General features: G+C 27.5%; 13 protein-coding genes and 1 other annotated feature. Of the genes, 7 read left to right on the top strand and 6 right to left on the bottom strand.

Going from position 1 to position 20,744, the window contains the following annotated elements; all coding sequences use genetic code 11:
- Position 1 precedes the first annotated feature (1 nt).
- The 5 genes from BM119_RS04805 (at position 2) to tyrS (ending at position 6,776) form a co-directional block, all read left to right on the top strand.
- On the top strand, positions 2-409 hold the full coding sequence (locus tag BM119_RS04805; protein ID WP_090039382.1) for a hypothetical protein: 408 nt from the start codon (positions 2-4) through the stop codon (positions 407-409).
- 356 nt (positions 410-765) lie between these two features.
- Positions 766-1,875, top strand: coding sequence for a hypothetical protein (locus tag BM119_RS04800; protein ID WP_090039380.1), 1,110 nt, complete (start codon positions 766-768; stop codon positions 1,873-1,875).
- Positions 1,876-2,421: 546 nt separating this feature from the next.
- Entirely contained in the window at positions 2,422-4,200 is a 1,779-nt protein-coding gene (locus tag BM119_RS04795) for a M3 family oligoendopeptidase (RefSeq protein WP_090039379.1), read from the top strand.
- Between the two features lie 327 nt (positions 4,201-4,527).
- Positions 4,528-4,815 (top strand): putative quinol monooxygenase, encoded by a 288-nt coding sequence (locus BM119_RS04790; protein ID WP_090039377.1) that lies wholly within the window; start codon positions 4,528-4,530, stop codon positions 4,813-4,815.
- A 229-nt stretch (positions 4,816-5,044) separates the two neighbouring features.
- Positions 5,045-5,340, top strand: a binding site (T-box leader).
- 227 nt (positions 5,341-5,567) lie between these two features.
- On the top strand, positions 5,568-6,776 hold the full coding sequence (tyrS, locus tag BM119_RS04785; protein ID WP_090039376.1) for a tyrosine--tRNA ligase: 1,209 nt from the start codon (positions 5,568-5,570) through the stop codon (positions 6,774-6,776).
- A gap of 109 nt (positions 6,777-6,885) precedes the next feature.
- Here the strand turns inward: tyrS and BM119_RS04780 are convergent, their stop codons facing one another.
- The 5 genes from BM119_RS04780 to BM119_RS04760 form a co-directional block, all read right to left on the bottom strand.
- A complete protein-coding gene (locus BM119_RS04780; protein WP_242948319.1) occupies positions 6,886-8,061 on the bottom strand; it encodes a 3D domain-containing protein in 1,176 nt (391 codons plus the stop codon).
- Between the two features lie 656 nt (positions 8,062-8,717).
- Positions 8,718-9,404 (bottom strand): hypothetical protein, encoded by a 687-nt coding sequence (locus BM119_RS04775; RefSeq protein WP_090039374.1) that lies wholly within the window; start codon positions 9,402-9,404, stop codon positions 8,718-8,720.
- Between the two features lie 409 nt (positions 9,405-9,813).
- Entirely contained in the window at positions 9,814-10,869 is a 1,056-nt protein-coding gene (locus tag BM119_RS04770; RefSeq protein ID WP_090039372.1) for a flavodoxin family protein, read from the bottom strand.
- 6 nt (positions 10,870-10,875) lie between these two features.
- A complete protein-coding gene (locus BM119_RS04765) occupies positions 10,876-12,108 on the bottom strand; it encodes a lactate/malate family dehydrogenase (protein WP_090039371.1) in 1,233 nt (410 codons plus the stop codon).
- A gap of 4 nt (positions 12,109-12,112) precedes the next feature.
- The gene (locus BM119_RS04760) at positions 12,113-16,996 is read right to left on the bottom strand and encodes a nucleotidyl transferase family protein (RefSeq protein WP_090039369.1); all 4,884 of its coding nucleotides are present in this window, start codon (positions 16,994-16,996) and stop codon (positions 12,113-12,115) included.
- A 403-nt stretch (positions 16,997-17,399) separates the two neighbouring features.
- On the opposite strand from BM119_RS04760, the gene BM119_RS04755 reads away from it, so the two are divergent.
- Positions 17,400-19,088 (top strand): methyl-accepting chemotaxis protein, encoded by a 1,689-nt coding sequence (locus tag BM119_RS04755; protein ID WP_090039368.1) that lies wholly within the window; start codon positions 17,400-17,402, stop codon positions 19,086-19,088.
- 234 nt (positions 19,089-19,322) lie between these two features.
- The gene (locus BM119_RS04750; protein ID WP_090039366.1) at positions 19,323-20,267 is read left to right on the top strand and encodes a radical SAM protein; all 945 of its coding nucleotides are present in this window, start codon (positions 19,323-19,325) and stop codon (positions 20,265-20,267) included.
- A gap of 87 nt (positions 20,268-20,354) precedes the next feature.
- Here the strand turns inward: BM119_RS04750 and BM119_RS20125 are convergent.
- On the bottom strand, positions 20,355-20,744 hold a 390-nt coding region (locus BM119_RS20125; RefSeq protein ID WP_207647666.1), incomplete at its 5' end, for a hypothetical protein.

Raw genomic sequence — 20,744 nt, 5'->3', positions numbered from 1 at the left:
AATGAAACAATTAAAAATAGACTTAGTTCTTTATCTAGTATTTTTAATTTTTAGTATAGTATGTGGAATATGTTCTTTTTTAGGTAAAGGGCCAACTAACTTTTTAGGAGGTATGATTGGTGGATTTGGTGTTGTAGGTATAATAGGAATATTTAATAGCATAAGAACAATGAGAAATCCGAAGAAAGTAGAAGAAGTTGAGATATGTAAAAATGAAGAGAGAGCAGTATTTATAAGGGAAAAAACTAGTAGTAAGGTTTATTCAATTTTTCTTATGGTTGAAACTATAACAGTGATTATATGTGGATTCTTAGGATATAGAACTATAACTCTCGTTATATCTTTTCTTTTAATGGCAAAATTAGTAGCATGGTTTATAATAGGAACTTATTATGGTAAAAAATATTAGAATAGATGTAAGCTATATTATTAAGTTCATATGAGATTTAATAATGTAGCTTTTTTAGGTGTACAAGAAAGTATAGAATTTTAATCAGCTGAAAGCCATATAAAATCAGGATTAAAGATGATTTGAAATTGAAAATGTTTACTAGGTGTAGGTTAGGAATTTTCAATTGTATTTATTTTTTGAAATATAAAAATTTTATAACTGTATTACTAAATATTATTGAGAATTATATAAAATATTTCAACATATTTTATATATTTTTTCTATTTAATGCGTATGTAAATAATTTATTTATTTACAAATAATTAGAAAAATGGTACCATTAAAAGGAAATATTTTAAGGGGGAGATTCATTAATGAAAAAAGGATTTATTAAATCAATAGCGGTATCACTAGCAGTACTGGGGGTGATTGCTACAGCTCCAATACCAGTATTAGCAGCAGAATTAACAACAGATACATCAAATAATATAGAAAGAAATATTCCAGTCTACCCATTTTATGAATTAAATGCAACAACAACAGATGTTACAGGTAATAATGTAATATGTCAAAACAATTTACCATCTGCGGCAATAGAGTTATATAATAAAAATCCTGAAGAAGGGGCTAAAGTAGTTAACATTATAAATCATGCAAACTATTTTTCACAAAAATATTATATACAAGATGGAAAAGCAAGAGGAAATATAGATGCATATAAAAATAATTATGTAGGATATTGTTTATACTATTATATGCCTGAAACTCATGAGTTGTGGCTAAATGCTTTATATAATAGAACTACATTTTTAGATTCAATTGATATGGGCAACGCTAGTAGCGGTATGTCTTTTGCTAAAAACTATGGATATGCATATAGTGAAACAATGATTGCACAATATATTAATGCAAAAATTGAAAATGGTTCTGCTGGTACTAGTGGTACTAAAGAATATGAAACTGCTACAACTGTTAGAGGTCTAAGAGCATTATCTGATTCTCAAAAAGCTATTCAAGCAACAAACTATGCATTTTCCATGGGAGCACAAGAAGATTATGTGAAATCTTGGAAAATAATAGATTGTGCTGGATTTGGTTCAACTCCTAAAACATTTAACAACTTAGGAGATAATATGGAGAAATCTTTTTATGGCGCTTTAATTTATTTAAGAGCAAAGAATACTGGATTAAATATGGACAAAGCTAGGCAATGGGTTGAGAGCACCTTTAGTTATGATAGTAAAAAGCTTAGTATGATTGATTACACATATGTAACTAATGCAGTTGCAGGTTTTGATTTAGCAAATGAAAGAAATATTTCTAAAACTGATGAAGCAGGTCAAGTAACATTTGATATAATGAATGCTAAAAGATTAATTCATATAGATTCAGAAAGTAAATGGATTCATACTTTAACTCCATATCGTGAAACATACTGGACAAACTATAATAAGACTCCAGAAATTCTTGAGTTACTTAAATAGTATATTCCTTACTGAAGTAGATATATTTCAAATTCAAATAACCATTACAAACTAATATGTTTGTAGTGGTTATTTTTTCTTTCTAGGATAAAATTATTTGTATATTTAAAAAATTTTAATATATAAGTTTTAATAAACATTCTGTATCTAATTGAAGTCTTTTATTATTTCGTTAGTGCAATATCATTGATATCTTAATATAACTATTGTTGATCTTGCTATAATAAAACGATTTCTTCCATACATTTAATATTTGGAAGAAAAAAATTATTGTTTTGAATAAACTAAATTCTATTATTATTAAGGAAAAAAACGGAAAAAAGTTCATGTTGGATTGATGAGATGAATAACTTCCGTTTTAAACTCATAGTCCCTTATAAGAGATTTTTGTATAAATAATGTAAATTTAAGGTTAATAATAGAGGAAAAATGTAAAAAGTGTAGTATTTATAATAATGAAACTATATTGAAAATTTAAACAATTAAAAGGGGAAATTGTTTAGATTAAAATTTAAAAATGTCTTAGGCGAAGAAAGGGGATATATTATGGGGCTAAATTGGAGCTTAAAGGAATTATATGATTCGTTTAAATGTGAAGAATTTCAAAATGACATGAAAAAATTAGATGATACTATAAAAGGGTTAAAGGAATTTATTGACGAAGCTACAAAAGATCATGATAACGAGAAAGAAAAGTTAGAAAATATGATTAAGAAGGAACAAGACTTAGATTGCTTGGAAAGCAAAATAGGAGGATTTGCATTTTTAACAATTAGTGTTAATTCTAAAAATGAGGAAGCTAATAAGGCTGATGATCTATTAAATTTAAAACTTAGTCTATTAGCAGAACCTCAAACAAAAATGAATAAGTGGATAAGTGAAATAAAAGATATTGGTTCAATTATTGAAAATTCATCTTTATTAAAAGAACATAAATTTTATTTAGAGGAAATAATTGAGTCAAGTAAACACTTACTTAGTGAAAAAGAAGAAGCTCTTTTAGCAAAAATGAAAAATTCAGGATCTAATGCCTGGGTAACATATAAAAATCTTTTAATATCTAATCATAAAGTAGATATGGAAATAGATGGAGAAATAAGTTCTACACCACTTACAATGGTTCTTAATATGGCATATGATAGTGATAAGGAAATAAGAAAAAAGGCATATGAATCTGAAATAGAATCTTATAAGAAAATAGAAGATGGAGTAGCAGCTGCATTAAATGGAATAAAGGGTGAAGTTTTGACTGTAAGTGAAACAAGAGGTTATGAATCTCCACTTCATATGACATTAGAAAACTCTAGAATGGATAAGGAAACTTTAGATGTAATGTTAGAAGCTATGAAAGAAAAACTTCCTGCCTTTAGAAAATATTTAAGAAGAAAGGGAGAATTACTAGGTTATAAAAATGGATTACCATTTTACGAACTTTATGCACCAGTTATAAAAAATGAAATGAAGTTTAACTATGAAGAAGCAAAGAGTTTTGTTGAAAAGAATTTTAGAACTTTTAGTGATAATTTAGGCAACTTTGCAAGAAAAGCTTTTGATAATAATTGGATAGATGTTATGCCTAAGGAAGGAAAGGTAGGGGGAGCATTCTGTTCATCATTGATGGGATTAAAGGAGAGTAGAATACTTCTTAATTTTGGTGGAAAATTTAGCGATGTTGTAACAATGGCACATGAACTTGGACATGGATTTCACAGCTCTTGCTTAAATAATGAAAGTGTTTTAAATACAAGTTATCCAATGCCATTAGCCGAAACTGCATCTAATTTTTGTGAAGCCATAGTAAAAAAGGCGGCAATAAAAAATGCATCTAAGGAAGAAGCTTTTACTATATTGGAAACAGAAATAAGCGATTCAACTCAAGTTATTATAGATATATATTCAAGATATTTATTTGAGAGTGAAGTATTTAATAGAAGAAAGAATGGCTCACTTTCAGTAGATGAAATAAAGGAAATTATGTTAGATTCTCAAAGACAAGCTTATGGTGATGGATTAGATCAAGAGTATTTACATCCATATATGTGGACATGGAAATCTCATTATTATTATGCAGATGCTAATTTTTATAACTTTCCATATGCATTTGGAATTCTATTTGCAAAAGGGCTTTATGCTGAATATCTAAAAAGGGGAAAAGAGTTCCCAGAACAATATGAAGAACTTTTATCTGTAACAGGAAAAAATAAAATTGAAGATGTTACAAGAATAATGGATATAGACGTTCATGACATAAATTTCTGGAGAAATTCATTAAAACTTATAGAAAAGGATATAGATACATTTATAGCTTTTAGTTACGAAATATAAGTTTAGCTAAAATAGTAAGCCTTAGAGGAATTTTTATTAGTTCTTTTAAGGCTTATGTATTTTGTTGTATATTGGAATATTCAATCTTAGTTGATTATCTCATATTTGCATGTGTAAGATAAAGAGAAAAATAACTTTCTAGGTTAAATAGCCATGGAAAGATAATTAGAAAAATTAAAGTTATTTTAGTGTGAAATTCTATGGTTAGAATTGCTAGATAACATAAAAGTAACCTAGGTACTTAAAAAAGAGCACTTGATATTACAGTTTTTAGTATGTAATATTAAAGGTAGTTTGAAAAATATATTATTAAGGGGTTTGATGATTATGTTGAAAATTATATCTAAGAATGTAGTAAAAGAAGGCAAGGTAGATGAGTTTAAAAACCTTGCAAAAGAATTGGTAAAGGAAAGTTTAAAAGAAGAAGGATGTATATCATATAGTTTAAATGAAGATATAAATAATAAAAACGTTTTAACATTTATTGAGGAATGGAAGGATAAAGAAGCTATTGAGGTACATAATAGTAGTAAGCACTTTACGTCAATAGTTCCTAAATTAAAAGAACTTAAAGAAGATGGATCAGAATTAAATATATATGAAATAGTGTTTTAGGAACATGACACAAAATAGACTAGCATACTGACTTGTTATTTTTCTGAATGTGCCTTAATAGATAAGAAAATTGATTATAGATATGATGAAAATAAAATTCATTGTAGTAAGTGGTAATAAATATTCATTATAATCATTTAAGAAGAAAAATAAAGTAATAGTTTAAAAATATATTTTTATAACCTTGACAATGAAAAAAACCTATTATATAATAACCGTAAACTTATAAGAAAAAGCTTTGAAGAGAACAAGTAGAATTAAAAGAGTTTTACAGAGAGTACCTGGATAGTGAGAAGGGCAAAATGAATTTAATTTGAATACATCTCTGAGCAGCACTCCGAAAGATTACAACCAGTAGGCAGTTGTCGTATTTTGCACACGTTACAGTGCTAGAGTATAACCAGTAAAAAGGTATATTTTTATTTAATATAATTATATATTTTATTGGCGTACTTGAAGAGGTTGTTATGGTGACATAACAATGAACCAAGGTGGTAACACGTGAATAACACTCTCGTCCTTTTATATAAGGACGGGAGTTTTTTTATGTCTAGAAGCGTGCCTAGAAAAGCTGTAATTTGCTAACTGATAAAATTTAAGGTTAAGCTGTTTTTGAAATTGAGAATATAGAATTAAAAACCTATAATAGGTTAAACTTGAAATGAGGGAATTGACAGCTTTAATTAATGACAAGTTAATGATGAAACCTTCTTAAGAAGATTTCTAAAATAAATATTAAGGGAGGATTTATAATGAAAAATTTAGAAGAACAATTAAAGATTATAATGAAAGGAGCAGACGAAATAATAGGTCTTGATGATCTTAAAGAAAAACTTATAAAAGCAGATAAGGAAAACACACAGTTGGTAGTAAAATTAGGGTTGGATCCTAGTGCACCAGATATACATTTAGGTCATACTGTGGTTCTTAGGAAGATAAAACAACTACAGGATTTAGGTCATAAAGCAGTTATAGTCATAGGTGATTTCACTGGAATGATTGGAGATCCAACAGGAAAATCAAAGGCTAGAAAGGCTCTTTCAAAGGAACAAGTGTTAGAAAATGCTAGGACATATGAAGAACAAATATTTAAAGTTTTAGATAAAGAAAAAACAGAGGTAAGATTCAACAGTGAGTGGTTATCAAAATTGCGTCTTGAAAGTATAATTGATTTAGCATCTACAATGACAGTTGCAAGAATGCTTGAAAGAGAAGACTTTAAAAAGAGATTTGATAATAATATGCCAATATCAATACATGAATTCTTTTACCCACTAATGCAAGGATATGATTCATTAGAACTAAAGGCAGATATTGAACTTGGAGGAACAGATCAAAGATTCAATGTATTAATGGGTAGAATGCTCCAAAAACATTATGGACAAGAACCACAAGCTACAATATTTATGCCATTGTTAGAAGGCTTAGACGGAGTAGAGAAGATGAGCAAAAGTTTAGGCAACTATATTGGAATAGATGAAAGCCCAGAAACTATGTTTGAAAAGTCTATGAATATTCCTGATTCAATGATAATTAAATACTACGAGTTAGTAACAGATATTCATCCAGATGTGATAAGCGGAATAAAAGACCAACTAGACAATGATAAAGCTAACCCAAGGGATATAAAAATGAATTTAGCAAGAGAAATTGTTACTTTATATCATGGAGAAGAAAAAGCAAAAATAGGAGAGGAAAGATTTAAGTTAGTTTTTCAAAAGAAGCAAATACCAGATGATATAAAAACAATAAATGTAGATAAAAAAGATTTTGACTTAGTGGATATATTAGTTAATAACAATATAGTAAAAAGCAAAAGTGAAGCAAGAAGACTTGCTAGTCAAGGAGGAGTAAAAGTAAATAATAATAAAGAATTAGATCTATCAAAAATAGAAATAGAAGAAGAATTGATAATTCAAATAGGTAAGAAAATTTTTGTTAAAATAATAGTTTCAAGGTAATACTATGGAAGATTATTATTATAAAAACAAAAGCTCTATAGCCATAAGGACTATAGAGCTTTTAATTGTATCCGAAACATTTAACTTATCAATTTTTAACTTGAAAGTATTACCATTCTCCATCATAAGCAAGAACTTGCACAGTGACAGATTGTCTACCAAATGAATTACACTCAGATTCTGAGTTCATGTATAAATCAATTCTCATGCCCTTAATAGCTCCACCAATATCAGCAGCTATAGCAAGTCCATAACCCGGGATGTAAAGCTTAGAACCTAGTGGTATTACAGAAGTATCTACTGCAACAGTACTAAGACCTGAAGGATCTCTTCTAGGTGGAATTCCACTTGAAGTTATAAGTCCATCACAATAAGCTGTTGCGTCCATGGTATATGTTTTCTTAGCAGGTGTAATACCACCACTATTACCACCGTTAGAACTTCCGCTAGAATTAGGAGTTTGAAGTTTAGATATCTTGCTTGTCCCAGTGTTAATTGCCTCTTGAGCTTTATTCTTAACGGAAGAAGCAGAGAGAGACGGTAGCAATTGTTTTAATGTGGTTACTGCATTATTAAGTTCATCTATAGAATTTGATGAATTAATTACAGAAACAGAGTGACTTATTAAAGAATTTTCATTCTCCTCTATGATAGATAAATAATGTTTTTTCTCTTCATTAAACTTATCTAAAACACCTTGTTTTTCAGATTGCTTGTCTTTTACTTCTTTAAGAGATTGCTCAGTAGAACTTTTTAATTCATTAAGTTCAGTTTCTTTTTTATTTAAATCAGTTATTTGATTGTTTAAATTCTCTTTTTCAGCATCTAATTCACTAATAAATTTTTTATCAAAAGCTATTATTCTAACCATAGCTTCAGATTTATTTAGCAAATCTGAAAAGTTCTCAGAACTTAGTACAAGTAATAAAGGATTAGAAGACGTATCGCTTTTGTACATACCTCTTAATCTATCACCTAATATATTTTCTTTTTCAGATATATTATTCTTAGTTTCACTAATCTTAACTTCAGTATCTTTAATTTTAAGTTCTGTATTTTTTATCTCAGTGCTATTTTGGTTTAATGTATCATTTAATTTATTTATTTCTGTGTTTAAAGTAGACATTTGAGCATTAAGATCAACTATTTGTTTGTCCAACTCTTTGATTTGAGTGTTACTACTTTCAATAGCCTCACTAGGAGCAGCATTAGCAACTGTTGCAACAAACACTTGGTTCATAACAATGGTTAAAGAAATACACACTGCTAAAATTTTCTTATGCAAAATATCATCCTCCTTAATATAATTAGTTAACAGTTTTTAATTAACTGTTTTAGTAAATTCCTTTTAATAAAGTTATTAGAATAATTATATAATCTATGATACTATAATATACCATTATTGGACAAAAATTAAAAAATAATAATAACTTATGGTTAGAAAAAAATGTAAAAGACATTTAATAGTGTTCTCAAAAATTTTTGGGAACATGATAAATAATAACAGAGTAATGACAATCTGTCAAAGTCAAGGGGGGTACAAATTTGAAGATTGTAAAATAAAAGAAAACATTTTGTGAATAGAAATAGCGAGATGTATTGAGGTTGTTATGAATAAACCATTTAAATAAAGGTTTTAGAGATGAGAAAGAGCTATAAAATTGTTCATAATTTAGGGCAGGAAGATTAATGAAATAATTTTGGAGATGATTATAGAAAAGATAAAGAGTTTATTGTTTATATGCATAATTATATTTACATAATATATTTTTTGACATAATACTACATTTACATAAATAACAAAAGTCACCCATAGTACCACTATGAATGACTTTTAATTTTTGGGATTATACTTAATATATTTTTAATCTATGGTCTATTATTTTTTAGAGACTTGATATCTTTTTTATTTATATAATATTGTACAAAATTAATAACAATTTAAGCATTTTCTTTTAAGGTATTATAGCTATCTAGAGAGGGCAGTTTAGGAAATTCACATTCCTCTAAAGGTATATCCCTTAAAATTTTTATGCATTCATAAAGATTGTCCTTAAGATTTATGTTTAAATCTTTAAGAATAGACTCTAAACCTACATTTTGCCAATCATTAAACCTTGAATATTTTGCAGCTTCCTCTTCATATTCTTTAAGCAAAGGCAAAGTATCAAGTATTTTTTTTACTTCATTACATATGAAAAAGTTGCATACATTTGTTCGATATTTTATAGGAAGTGTACATCCAACATTTTCTTGGACAAAAGGACAAGATCTAAAAAACATTGTTTTATCCTGGATATTTTCTTCACAATAATCCTGATTAGAAGAAGAGGGTTTAGTTTCTAAATATTTATTATATCCTTCGTGATCAAAATATCCTTTTGAATGTATATAGTAGTGATAAATTTCTGTTCCTTTATTATGAACTATTTTGCTTAATGTATTTAATCCCTCTTTAGTTTTAGTCATTCTTAGAATGTCTATTAAATTAAACTTAGGGAAATAAAAGCAACATCCTCTGTTTTTTATTTTACAGAGGCTTTTTCCAAAGGTGCTTGTACAAGCTGAACAAGCAGTGCAATGATACTGTGGAACATTATCTTGAAAGTTTACATATAACCTTACCATAATTTATCTAACTCCTTATAAGTGAAATCATCAAAAATAGTCTATTTTGTATATATATAGAAGGATTTCTATTAGTTATCATAGTACTTTGATAACTAATAAGCAATGGTAAAAATGCAATGAAAATGTAAACTTTTCAACATAACTATGAAGATTAAGGAGGTAATCTCCAGTAATTGTTTTATTTACTAAAGATTAAGACTTTTTAACTAGAGTAATATATTTTTTAAAAGTAAACTTCATATAAAGCAAAGAATCAATTGATTTCAATGTTAAAAGCCATGAATTTAAGTTATTTTCAACTTGAATTTCATGGCTTAAAGCTTATTTAATTTTAAATTTATTGTTCATATAATTAAACCTATAAATTTATACATATATTAATGTAGGGATTTATTTTAAAAATATATCATTTAATTATATGCATTATATTATCACTAAAGTTTTTGGATAATATCTCAACGTTTTCATAATTTAATATAGATTTAGGGTCATTGGCTGTAGCTGTTAGTATACTATTTGGAGGCAATTGAAAGCCCTTATTTAAGTTTAATGCCCCAATAAGTTGTTTTCCAACAGAATCACTACCAGAATTGCCAGATACAACTATGCCAAAAATACTTTTATCATGAAATATTATTCTATTATATAAAACTGTTAATCTGTTTATTACAGCGGTCAAGTTAGCTGCTATGGCATCATTATAATTAGGACAAAGCCAGATTATAATATTTGATTCTTCAATAGCAGGAAGTACATCTTCAACCATTACACCTCCATAAAAGCAGCTTTTTCTTTTGCCAAAATGGACACAAGCATTATAACTGCACCCTTTACAATCCTGAACTTTACCATTTTCAATACATATCTCTTTAATGTTAGAGTCACAAGGTAAATTATCCTTTACCATATGCCATAAGGCTAAGGTATTAGAATATTTATGTGGAGTAGAGTATAAAACTAAAATTTTGGGGTTTTCAATTTTTAGGTTTTCAAAATAAAATAATCTTTCTCCAAGGGTTGCACATCTATTTAATAGGACCTGTTCTAAAGGAAGATTTAGAACCCTTTTCCATTTCAATAGATTATTTAATTTATCAGTTGCTTCAACAAGGGGATGACCAATGAAATGGCATCCCATATTGTTGGATAAAAATAATATATCCTGACCAAAGTTCTTAGTTCCAAGTTCACAAGGACTACAAATAATCATTGAACCTATGGAATTTTCAAGAGCTAACTCATCATTTTCAATTAAATCACTTAAAAAATTAATCATAGAAATATCATAAAGACTTTTGTTAATTTCTGCAGCAAATAAAAGCTTTTTATTTTTCAAATTTAGAGATGTAGTAAAATCTTCTATGATTTCATGAGATTTTCCCTCTACAAATGCTTTTATCATATTATTAAGCCTAGGACTTATATTTTTATTAGGCTTAATTACATAAATTTTTTCTTTCATATTATATTACTTATATATAGAGTTTAAATAATCATAAGTGTTTTGTAGTTTTTCAAAAACATTAGAAGGAAAATCATAAGTTTCAATACATGTTCCATAAGGTGTTTCAATGTTTTTACATCCCATAAAAGTTCCACCTATAAAGTTAGCACTATAATGCCATTTCCCGCTCATTGTTGCAATTAAGCTTATTGAGCCAGAAGATAGGGCAGGGGCAATATAAGGTTTAAAACCAGCACTTCTAATTTTAAGATTTGCAGTTTTGGTTTTGTGAGTTAACATATTGGATAAATCTTCATTATAATTTGTCATGCTGTTAATAATTAGAAGACCTTCACCATGGGGACCAAAGGCTCTACCTTCTTCTAAATAATTTTTAGTTTCAAGGTTTTCCATGGCAAAGTGATTTGCCCTAGCATTCATAACACCAAGGCCAAAGCCTTTAATTTGGTGAGATTTAAGTCCTTTAAAGTCAAATTCTCCATTAGAGTTTTTATTGCTTTCATTAAAGGCAACCTTACATAATAAATCTACAGGGTCAGAAACTACTGAAAATATTCCTGTGAAATTATTTTCTCTTGCCTTTTTAGCATAAAGAGACAGAACTTTTTTATTTCCTCCAAATTGAACAAGTCTAACATCTTCTTTTTCACGTCCAACTTCAGGTACTCCAACAGATACACAAAATACAAACATATTACAGTTAAATAGCTCATCTTCTTTAACTTCTTCAATGTACGGAGCAGTAGGATTATTTATATCAAGTATTTGATTGCACTCAAAAATCCATCTATCTATTTTGTTTTTATCTAAATCAAAGATTCCTATGGATTCAACAATGTCTCCCCCTAAAAGTCTAAGACCAGTGATTAATGTACCACCTACATCTCCAAGACCAACTACATTTACTCTCCATTTTTTAGGATTACAATTATTGATTATATCTTTAAAAGAATCATTATTTAAATTAACAAATGAAGCCCTATTCTCATTAATAGCATTTAAAAGAATAGAAGGATAGTCATTAGAGTTTTTATGGTTTTTAAGAATTTCTAAAGTTTCTTCTTTTAAATCTTCAGTAGAATTAATCTTAAAAAAACTTCTAAAACTATCTAAAGGTTTTTTATCTCCATAAAATACATGACCATTAAAGTTTTTTAAATCACCTTCACATACTTTTTCAAATGATAAATCTTCATTAGTTATTAAAACTTTATCTTTAAGTTTATAATAATTCATTAAATCATCTCCTAACAATATTTTCAAATCTTAGTAACGCTTCTAGATCATTATTTAAATAGTAAATAGGACTTAAATTCAAATCGTATTTAATATGGTTTCCATGATCTACAGCACGAGGGGTATTAAACACATGTCCGAGGCAATGTAAATTTAGATTTCTTTCATTAATATTATGATATTCTTTTTCTAGAACTTTAAAGATTTCAATTGAATTTTCAATACATACTTTTGAAAATTCATATATTGCTTCTTTGGAAGCTCCTCTTATAAATACTGGTGAAGTATATGGAAGAATTAAGTTTACAGATGGTAAAAGGTTTCGCTCAGGAAATTTTCCCCTCCATAAAGAGTCGCCACCTATAAATGGGTATAAATCATTTTCATTAAACCAAATTTTAAGTCTTGGTATGAAATATACACTATCAACAGCTCTTTCTTGATAATCCATAATATCTTTACCATTACCAGATAATATACCAGTTATAATCTTTCTAACATTTATACCTTGTTCTTTAAATAGAGGATCTAAAGCTCTTATTCTATATCCTTTATGAAGAATGTTATCTACTAATATAACTTCACGATTAAAGGATTTTAACATCTTTATTTGATTTTTTAAATTTAAATAGCGAGGAGATTCCTTAATATCAAAAGAGTTCATATCTGGGTGGAAATATTTCTCGCTATGTAGAGATTTTGTTACAGTATTTGGAATTGTATATCTATCTAAAATATCACCATAAGGTACACACATATAATCACCTAAAGTCCTAGGATTAAGTATTTTAGTAGGTACATTATTTTCCTTACAAACTTTCTTTATCATACCTTGATATACCATATTAATATCAAAAGGTAAAACAAGTTGCCCAGGAAATAATTTACAAATAGCCTTTTGAAATTTTATTCTTGTGGAGTTTATTACATTCTTTATTTTATTATTGCTTCTAAAAGGTTCCTTTAGATGATTTTCTATATCAAAACTTATAATACAAGGATTACTCATATTAACTAAAAAAATATTGCCCTTATTATTATCAGTAATTTCTTTGAATCCATACAATTTTAATAAATCATCTATACCATAAGGTGTTAAGGAATCCTCAGAACTCTTAAAAACTGCAAATTCATAATCACGAGATATACAGAAAGCTAAGGTCTCGGTTAAGAGTATTGGAAGTATGGTTTTATTTTTATCATATTCATGGATATAAAGTTCATCTAAAAGAATTATACGGCCAAGACTGTTATTTCTTATGTTTTTTGCAATTTCTACATCTTTTATATCCTCATAAAGCATAGAAGAGCGGCTCCAGTGAAATAAAGAAAAACCAAGAATTTTACCACTATAACTATCCTTAAGTAAAATAACTCTACCAGAAGGTTTCTTAAATGTATCTATTATTTTTTCACATAAAACTTTACCATATTTATCAAAGGTAAGATTGGATATATTTTGCAAAAGAGTATTATTTAAATTATCAAATACATCTACATCTAAAGAAAGAGGTTTTACATCTATTTTGTTTAAAGGCTCTCTTTGATAAAAGCCATTGTCATAGATATATTGTTGAGCTAGAGGATCAACAAGTCTTGATATATCTCTGTTTTCATCTATATAATTTCTAATTTGAGTTGAGCTTATATCAGTGTACTTATTTGGTAAATTTAAAATTTCAACATTCCCATTTATATTTTTAATTGCTTTATCTAAATTTTTAAGTTTATTTCTCTCAAAGATTATATGAGAGAAGTTGTGAATTGAATCTTCAGTAGGCTCTTTCCTATAAGAAGAAGCATTAACTATAACATCAGCTCCAACAACTATATAAACTTCAGAATTCTTAAAGTTGTTTTTTAGAGTTAAAAGATCACTATCATTAGCAATATTAGTAGGATAAGTATCAGGGTAAAGAAACATATCTATTTCACTTGCTATGGACATATTTAATATAGATCTTCTTAAAAGATTTGGTAAGGTCTTTTTAGACCAAGAAAACTCATCTACAGCAAGATAAACCTGAAAGCCTAAATCTCTTATTCTTTTTGCAATTTCCTTATGACTTAAAGAAAATGGGTCAAAGGTACCAGGGAAAAAGGCAACCTTTCTAGGTATAGGTAAATCAATATTGCCTAGGAAAAAGCTATAATCTGATATAAATCTATATATGTGATTTAATGTTGCACAGTTTGAAAGAAAGAGTAGCTCATTTTCCTTCTCTTCTACTAAAAGAGTTAAAAGTTTTTTTGCTATAAGATTAAATATAACGTTTTTTTGTTTAAGACTTAGATCCTTAGAGCCAAAAACTCCTTTGCCAATAGAACCAAGAGAAGATTGCTTAACTTGGTTGTTATAATCCCCAAGACCATTTAAAACAATACCAAGAAGAGTTTTACGTCTTTCTTCAAAATGACATTTATTTTCATGAAATCTAGTTTTATAATTATCATAAAACTCTAAGGTAAAACCTAGGGTTTTTAATAAGAGAGATTTAACATTAGTTTTTGAAATTTTAATTTTATAACATAAATCATCAACTATTTCATCAAACTCTGTAGGAGGAAGATATAAAAAAATTTGACCTAAATATTTAGGTATGTATTCAGTGAACTTATTTTCCTCCATCTCTAAAGCGCGGACAAGCTCCACAGCTATTTCATTCTTTTCAGAGAAGTTAAGCTTCGGCATAAGATTTAATATAGCATTACCAGCAGCATTTCTAACTCCTTCTACAGCGCTAACTTTTAAAAGATTACAAAAATGAAGGGCTGTATGCATTGGGTTAGCATTTTTATCATAATAAGCCTCATCTAAAAGAAGGGAAACTTGATATTTCTTTTTAACCCAAGTGGTAGCACTTTTCAAATTAGAAAGAAATATTTCCTGAATTTCTTCAGTGGTATTTATACAGTTTTCTTTAAGTGTAGGCATTAATTCCTCTAGATTAAGGGTCTTACAAAGGTTATATCTTAGTAAATTTTCAGATGGAATTAAGCTTCTCTTTGTTGAATTATTTAGGTATACAGTAAGATTATCTATAAACAATTCATGGAAGTTACAATTAGATATTAAATCTATGGAACTTTCAAGAGCACTTAATCTTAAGATAGAATTTCGTTTTGAAAGCATTGAGTATATAAAATTATAAAAATCTATAACACTATCATCATAAGGGCTAAGAGGGATAAATTTGCAACATTCCAAAAGAAATAAATAGCTTTCAGAATTCTTATATTTATTAGCATTAAAAAAGCTTAAAATAACCTTTCTATAAGTTACAACCATATTTTCGTTGCAATTAGAAAACAGGTATTTAACCAATGTACTTAAACTATATCCAAGCCAATACCTATGATCTGATATTATTTTGTGGCTAGGAAATAACATTAAATTTATATATTTTTCAAGAATTTTAGGACTTTCATGGTCAGAAAATTCAGTAGCAACCTCAAGGGGAATTTCCTTTCTATACTTTTCATCATAAATGGCTATTAAAGAACCAAGTATTTTAGCACATTGATTTCTTATATCATCCTCAGGATGGATAAGGTTTTCATAAAGGAAATTCATGGTTTGAAGTTTTTGTTTTTGAGTGAGATAAGTTGAATACTCCTCAAAAATCTTTATATATTCTCTAAGATTTTTCCAATCCTTTTCACTTCTTGCTTTTTCAAGTAAGGTTTCAAGGGAAACCTCATCTCTTAAGGTATACATAAGATTTATATTGTGTTCTATTGCCATATATTTAAGACAACAAACCACTTCATAACCTTGGGTTAAAGCAAAATCCTTTTTACTTAATATAGAGTGAGGATTAATAGGATTAAGTAAATCATATATATTTGTTTTTATATTTATACTAATTAAAAAGCTTTCAAAGTCTTGTAGTTTTTCATAAACTCTTTTATATCTATTTTCTTTAGCTTCATCTACATTATCAAGTTTATCTAGGATGATTTTAAAGGATTCTTGTAATGTAAATATGTGCATCTCTATCCCTTCTTCAGAGGAAGTGTTTTTTACTCTAAAGTCAGAATAAATAAGAATAAGATTCTCAAGGGAAAGATTTTCAAGTTCTAAATCCCAAGTAGAGTGATTTACAGCAATATGCCTTATATAATGAATATTGTGGTCTTTAAGCCACTGATCACTATAGTAATAATGAAGATAAGGAACCCTTTTCATTTCACTTTTTTTACATCCATATTTACCAATATCATGACCAGCAGCAGCACCAGAAACTCTACCAAGATCTATATTTATTCCTGAACTTTTAAGCTGCCTTGCTATGAAAAGAGCTAAATAATGCACACCACATATATGTTCTAAGGTATTAAAACCAGTAATTTCTCCATTTAATTTCATCATTTCATAAACATAAAAATTATTAAAAGATCTTATAAATCTTAAATATTCATCTTTATTTTCTAAATTTTGTTCTTCCTTAGAAGTTAAAAATTTTAATGGGTACTTACTCATAAAAGAGTCCCCATTATTTATTTTTTCAGTATCACATATAACTTTAAGACATTTTAAATAAAAATCACATATAGGAGTTAATTCAGGAACAATAGTGATACTTGAAGCATCAGGAAAATTGTTGTGTAAAGTAAACTCATATATGTAAGTAAGCCAATCATTAGGTGCAAATGAAGTTAGATTTTTATCTTTAATTAAGGCATTAATAAGAGGATTTAAAAGGTTTAATGTGCTTTTACACGTAAAATCTTTGTTATCAACCATAGAGCACAGTGTATTTAAAAACTCATAACTTTTTATATAGTCATCAATTAAATTTTTTTTAAACCCTAATTTGTTTAACCAGCTTACATTTAAAAGTTTTTTGCAAATTATATTATGAACATTAACGCAATAAATTTCCATTAGAACACTCCCTTCATAATAAAGTATACACTATATGAAGAGAGTGACAAGTGACAAATTTAAAGTGTCAAGTTGCAAGTTACAAGGGACAAGCTTTTTTAGAAAAAAGTTTTTGAAGGTGAATTTTGAAACTTAAGAATTAAGAATAAAGGATGTTTTTTATAGTGTTAAAAAGAACAAAGAAATAAATTTAAGATCTATTTATTGGATTTATATTACATATATGATAATATATAATAAATAATAAGAGAAAAAAGGTTATTTGAAGAATATATGGTAAAAAATGATAAATATTGTGACAGATTATTTAAAATTATACTTAAAGTTTTAGTAATTTGTACGATAATAGATTAAATAGTTTTAAATAACTTTTAACTAAATTTAACTTAATTGGGGGTGCCATATGAAGAATCAAGTTAATAAAATAAAAAATAAAAGTATAAAAAGAGTTCTAATATTATCAGTACTATTAATAACATTTATAATATTACTTATTAACACTGTAGTTACTACTTTACTTATTAATACAAATATGAAAGAGGTACTTATAGAAAAGGCAGAAGATCAGGTATACGAAATATCAAAACAGGCTGAGTTTATATTAAACAGCAGTGATAATGTAGTTGAAGATTTACAAAAGCTTGTAGATGAAAAGAAGGACCAAAAGGGTATTGTTTATGCGGTAGTTATAAATAAGGATGAAGTTAAAGCAATAGTACATAGCAATAAAGATAAACTTAATAAAACTTATAAAGATGACTATACAATAGAGGGAGCTACAAAGGGAACAAAACAGCACACTAGATTTTTTGCAGAGGTTGAAGGAATTTGGACATATGATATTATGAGACCTATTTATAAAAATGGAAATTTATACGGAACCATGGATGTAGGAATTGAAGAAAGTGGTATAAATTCTATAGTAACTAAAATAGTACTTTATCAAATATTAATATCAATAATAAGCTTCATAGTTATAGGACTTATATTAGGAGCTATAATAGGAAAAATAATAAATCCATTGAAAGATTTATCATTGTTAGTAGAGAAAACAGCAAATTTAGATTTATCTAATAGTGAGGAAGACAATAACATAGTTAATAGAAAAGATGAAATAGGAGTTATGGCAGAAGCATTATTTAAAATGAGAGGTATCTTCAGAGATGTAATTGCTCATATAAAAGAGTCTATGGAGAATGTTAATGATGCAGCAGAAAATTTAACAGCTTTTGTTGAGGAAAATGCAGCTAGTAGCAATGAAATAACTTGTTCCATAGAGGAAATGGTTAAGTCTACAGAAATATCTGTTAGTGAAATAGACAATGGGATGGAAGAAGAAGAGAATTTATCTGAAAACATTGAAAGTGTAACAAAGGGAATACATGATATAGTAGATAGAACTAACAATATGAATAATTTAAGCCAAAGAGGATTTACAACCTCCATGGAACTTGCAAAGTGGAGTGAGAAAAATAAGGAAGCAACTAATAACTTAAATGAGATTATAGGACAAGTTGATAAAAGTTCAAAGGAGATTTCAAGTATTGTCAATATAATAACAGAAATTGCAAATCAAACAAATTTATTAGCATTAAATGCATCTATAGAAGCTGCAAGGGCAGGAGATGCTGGAAAAGGATTTTCAGTTGTGGCATCTTCTATAAGAAAACTATCAGAACAAACATCTAGTGCCACTGAAGATATTAAGAAAAAAATAGAAGCAATACAAACTGTATCTAAACATGCAGTAAATGAAATATGTGAAAGCATAGATGTGGCTGAAAACAACATAAAATATAGTAAGGAAAACAACTCTATATTTGGAGACATAAAAAATGTTTTAGAAGAAATACTTCATATGTCAGAGGAAATAAAAACTTATACAAACACAATGAAACAAGGAAAAGATTCTTTAAGTAATACCTTTGAACAAATATCAGAATCTGTTGAGGAAATATCTCAAGGTTCAGAGCAGATATTAAGAAATTCAGAGGAACAGTTAGATAGTACCCAAGAAGTAGTTGGATATAGCGAAACTTTAAAAGCTCTTTCTGAAAGTTTAAAGATGGAAATAGATAAATTTAATCTTTAATAAATGAAATTAAGGTTATTTATAAACGAAGATTAAAAACAAGGTTAATGTATTTTTATAATGAAATTTTAAATTAATCATAAAAATAATTTGTGAAAAATAGACTGTGGTATATTTACATGGTCTATTTTTATTATTTTGTGAAGAATATAAAACATTGAAATTAAAGGTATAAAGTTAAGTAGAATATAAAAACATAGTAATATAGTAAATACTTAAGGAGATGGGATTAATATGTCAGGATATTATAATATGCTGGGTCCTAATGGGAAAATTAAAGAGGCTCTTTATTATGTTTTACAGAGTGATGAAACGGTACAATGTATGTTATGTCCTCATAAATGTGTATTAGAAGAAGGCAGAACTGGATTATGTGGTACAAGAAGATGTGAAAAGATTAAATCTAAAAAACCAAGGCTTTATAGCTTAAATTATGAGAGGATAACTAAAACTGCATTAGAACCTATAGAAAAACATGGATTATGTGAATTTCATAAGGGTAGCAATGTATTGACGTTAGGCTCTTTTGGATGCAATCTTAAATGTTCATTTTGCGAAAATCATGAAATATCTCAAAATTTAGCAGATAATAGAACTGTTACTAGTGATGAAGCAATAGAAATGATAGATAGTTTTAAAGATGAAAACAATATAGGAATAGCATTTGCTTATAATGAACCATTAGTAAGCTATGAATACATATTAGAAGTATCTAAAAAATTAAAAGAAAAAAGTAAAGATAAAAAGATAGTCCTTGTAACTAATGGATTTATAAATGAAGAACCATTAAAAGAACTCCTTCCTTATATAGATGCATTAAACATAGATTTAAAAGGAGATGAAATTTTTTATGCTTACATTTGTAAGGGGATATTGCAACCTGTTCTAAATACCATAAGAATAAGTATTGAAATGGGCTGCCACGTGGAAATCACAATTCCTCTTATAGAGGGCGAAAATACATCTTTAGATTCTGTGAAATTAATTAGAGATTATTTAAAGAGTATAGATAGTAATATACCTTTACATATTACAAGATGTGTTCCAAATTATAAAATGGATAAAGAAGCAACAAGCATAGAGGAAATGAGAAAAGTATATAAAGAATTTAAAAATGATCTTAATAAAGTCTATATTGGAAATGTTACAGAGTATGAAATGAAATATATTAAAAGTTAGTGAGCTGAAGAAAAAATAGAAGATATATAATTTATGAAAATCTAAAATTTAAGCAATAAATATAAAGGAATATAAGTATTTTTTTACTTATATTCCTTTATTGTTTTTATAGAAAAATCTCATTACCTCTTTTAAAAAGCACATTTCTTCAGAGGGAATTTTATAATTAAGAGGATCAATAGAATCTTTACTGGAAGTATAGTTATCATAGCAAGATTTCATTTCTTTAAGGGTATCATTATCACCCATAGAGCGATTAAGGTTTATATTATGTAAAAGGCTACCTAGTTCTTGAGCTTTATCGCTTGATGGATCTTCATTGGTAAGCACAAGGTCTTTAAGTCTAGTTCTAAAGAGTTTATAATTGGAGATTTGGTTTTTTCGAGAATGTAAGTAGGTTTGTGTAAAAACAAATCTACTTTTATTTTTTTGTATGTGTAACTGGTATTTATGGTAATAATATCTATAAGAATATTT

The sequence above is a fragment of the Clostridium frigidicarnis genome, from assembly GCF_900111985.1.
GTDB classification, from domain to species: domain Bacteria; phylum Bacillota; class Clostridia; order Clostridiales; family Clostridiaceae; genus Clostridium_Z; species Clostridium_Z frigidicarnis.
This window is presented reverse-complemented; position numbering and strand designations above follow the sequence as displayed.

What these genes read in the sequence shown, in the direction of transcription:
- BM119_RS04795 (WP_090039379.1), top strand. Translation starts at nt 2,422, where the DNA reads ATGGGGCTAAATTGGAGCTTAAAGGAATTATATGATTCGTTTAAATGT.
- BM119_RS04760 (WP_090039369.1), bottom strand. Translation starts at nt 16,996, where the DNA reads ATGGAAATTTATTGCGTTAATGTTCATAATATAATTTGCAAAAAACTT.
- BM119_RS04790 (WP_090039377.1), top strand. Translation starts at nt 4,528, where the DNA reads ATGTTGAAAATTATATCTAAGAATGTAGTAAAAGAAGGCAAGGTAGAT.
- BM119_RS04765 (WP_090039371.1), bottom strand. Translation starts at nt 12,108, where the DNA reads ATGAATTATTATAAACTTAAAGATAAAGTTTTAATAACTAATGAAGAT.
- BM119_RS04805 (WP_090039382.1), top strand. Translation starts at nt 2, where the DNA reads ATGAAACAATTAAAAATAGACTTAGTTCTTTATCTAGTATTTTTAATT.
- BM119_RS04770 (WP_090039372.1), bottom strand. Translation starts at nt 10,869, where the DNA reads ATGAAAGAAAAAATTTATGTAATTAAGCCTAATAAAAATATAAGTCCT.
- BM119_RS04775 (WP_090039374.1), bottom strand. Translation starts at nt 9,404, where the DNA reads ATGGTAAGGTTATATGTAAACTTTCAAGATAATGTTCCACAGTATCAT.
- BM119_RS04750 (WP_090039366.1), top strand. Translation starts at nt 19,323, where the DNA reads ATGTCAGGATATTATAATATGCTGGGTCCTAATGGGAAAATTAAAGAG.
- tyrS (WP_090039376.1), top strand. Translation starts at nt 5,568, where the DNA reads ATGAAAAATTTAGAAGAACAATTAAAGATTATAATGAAAGGAGCAGAC.
- BM119_RS04800 (WP_090039380.1), top strand. Translation starts at nt 766, where the DNA reads ATGAAAAAAGGATTTATTAAATCAATAGCGGTATCACTAGCAGTACTG.
- BM119_RS04755 (WP_090039368.1), top strand. Translation starts at nt 17,400, where the DNA reads ATGAAGAATCAAGTTAATAAAATAAAAAATAAAAGTATAAAAAGAGTT.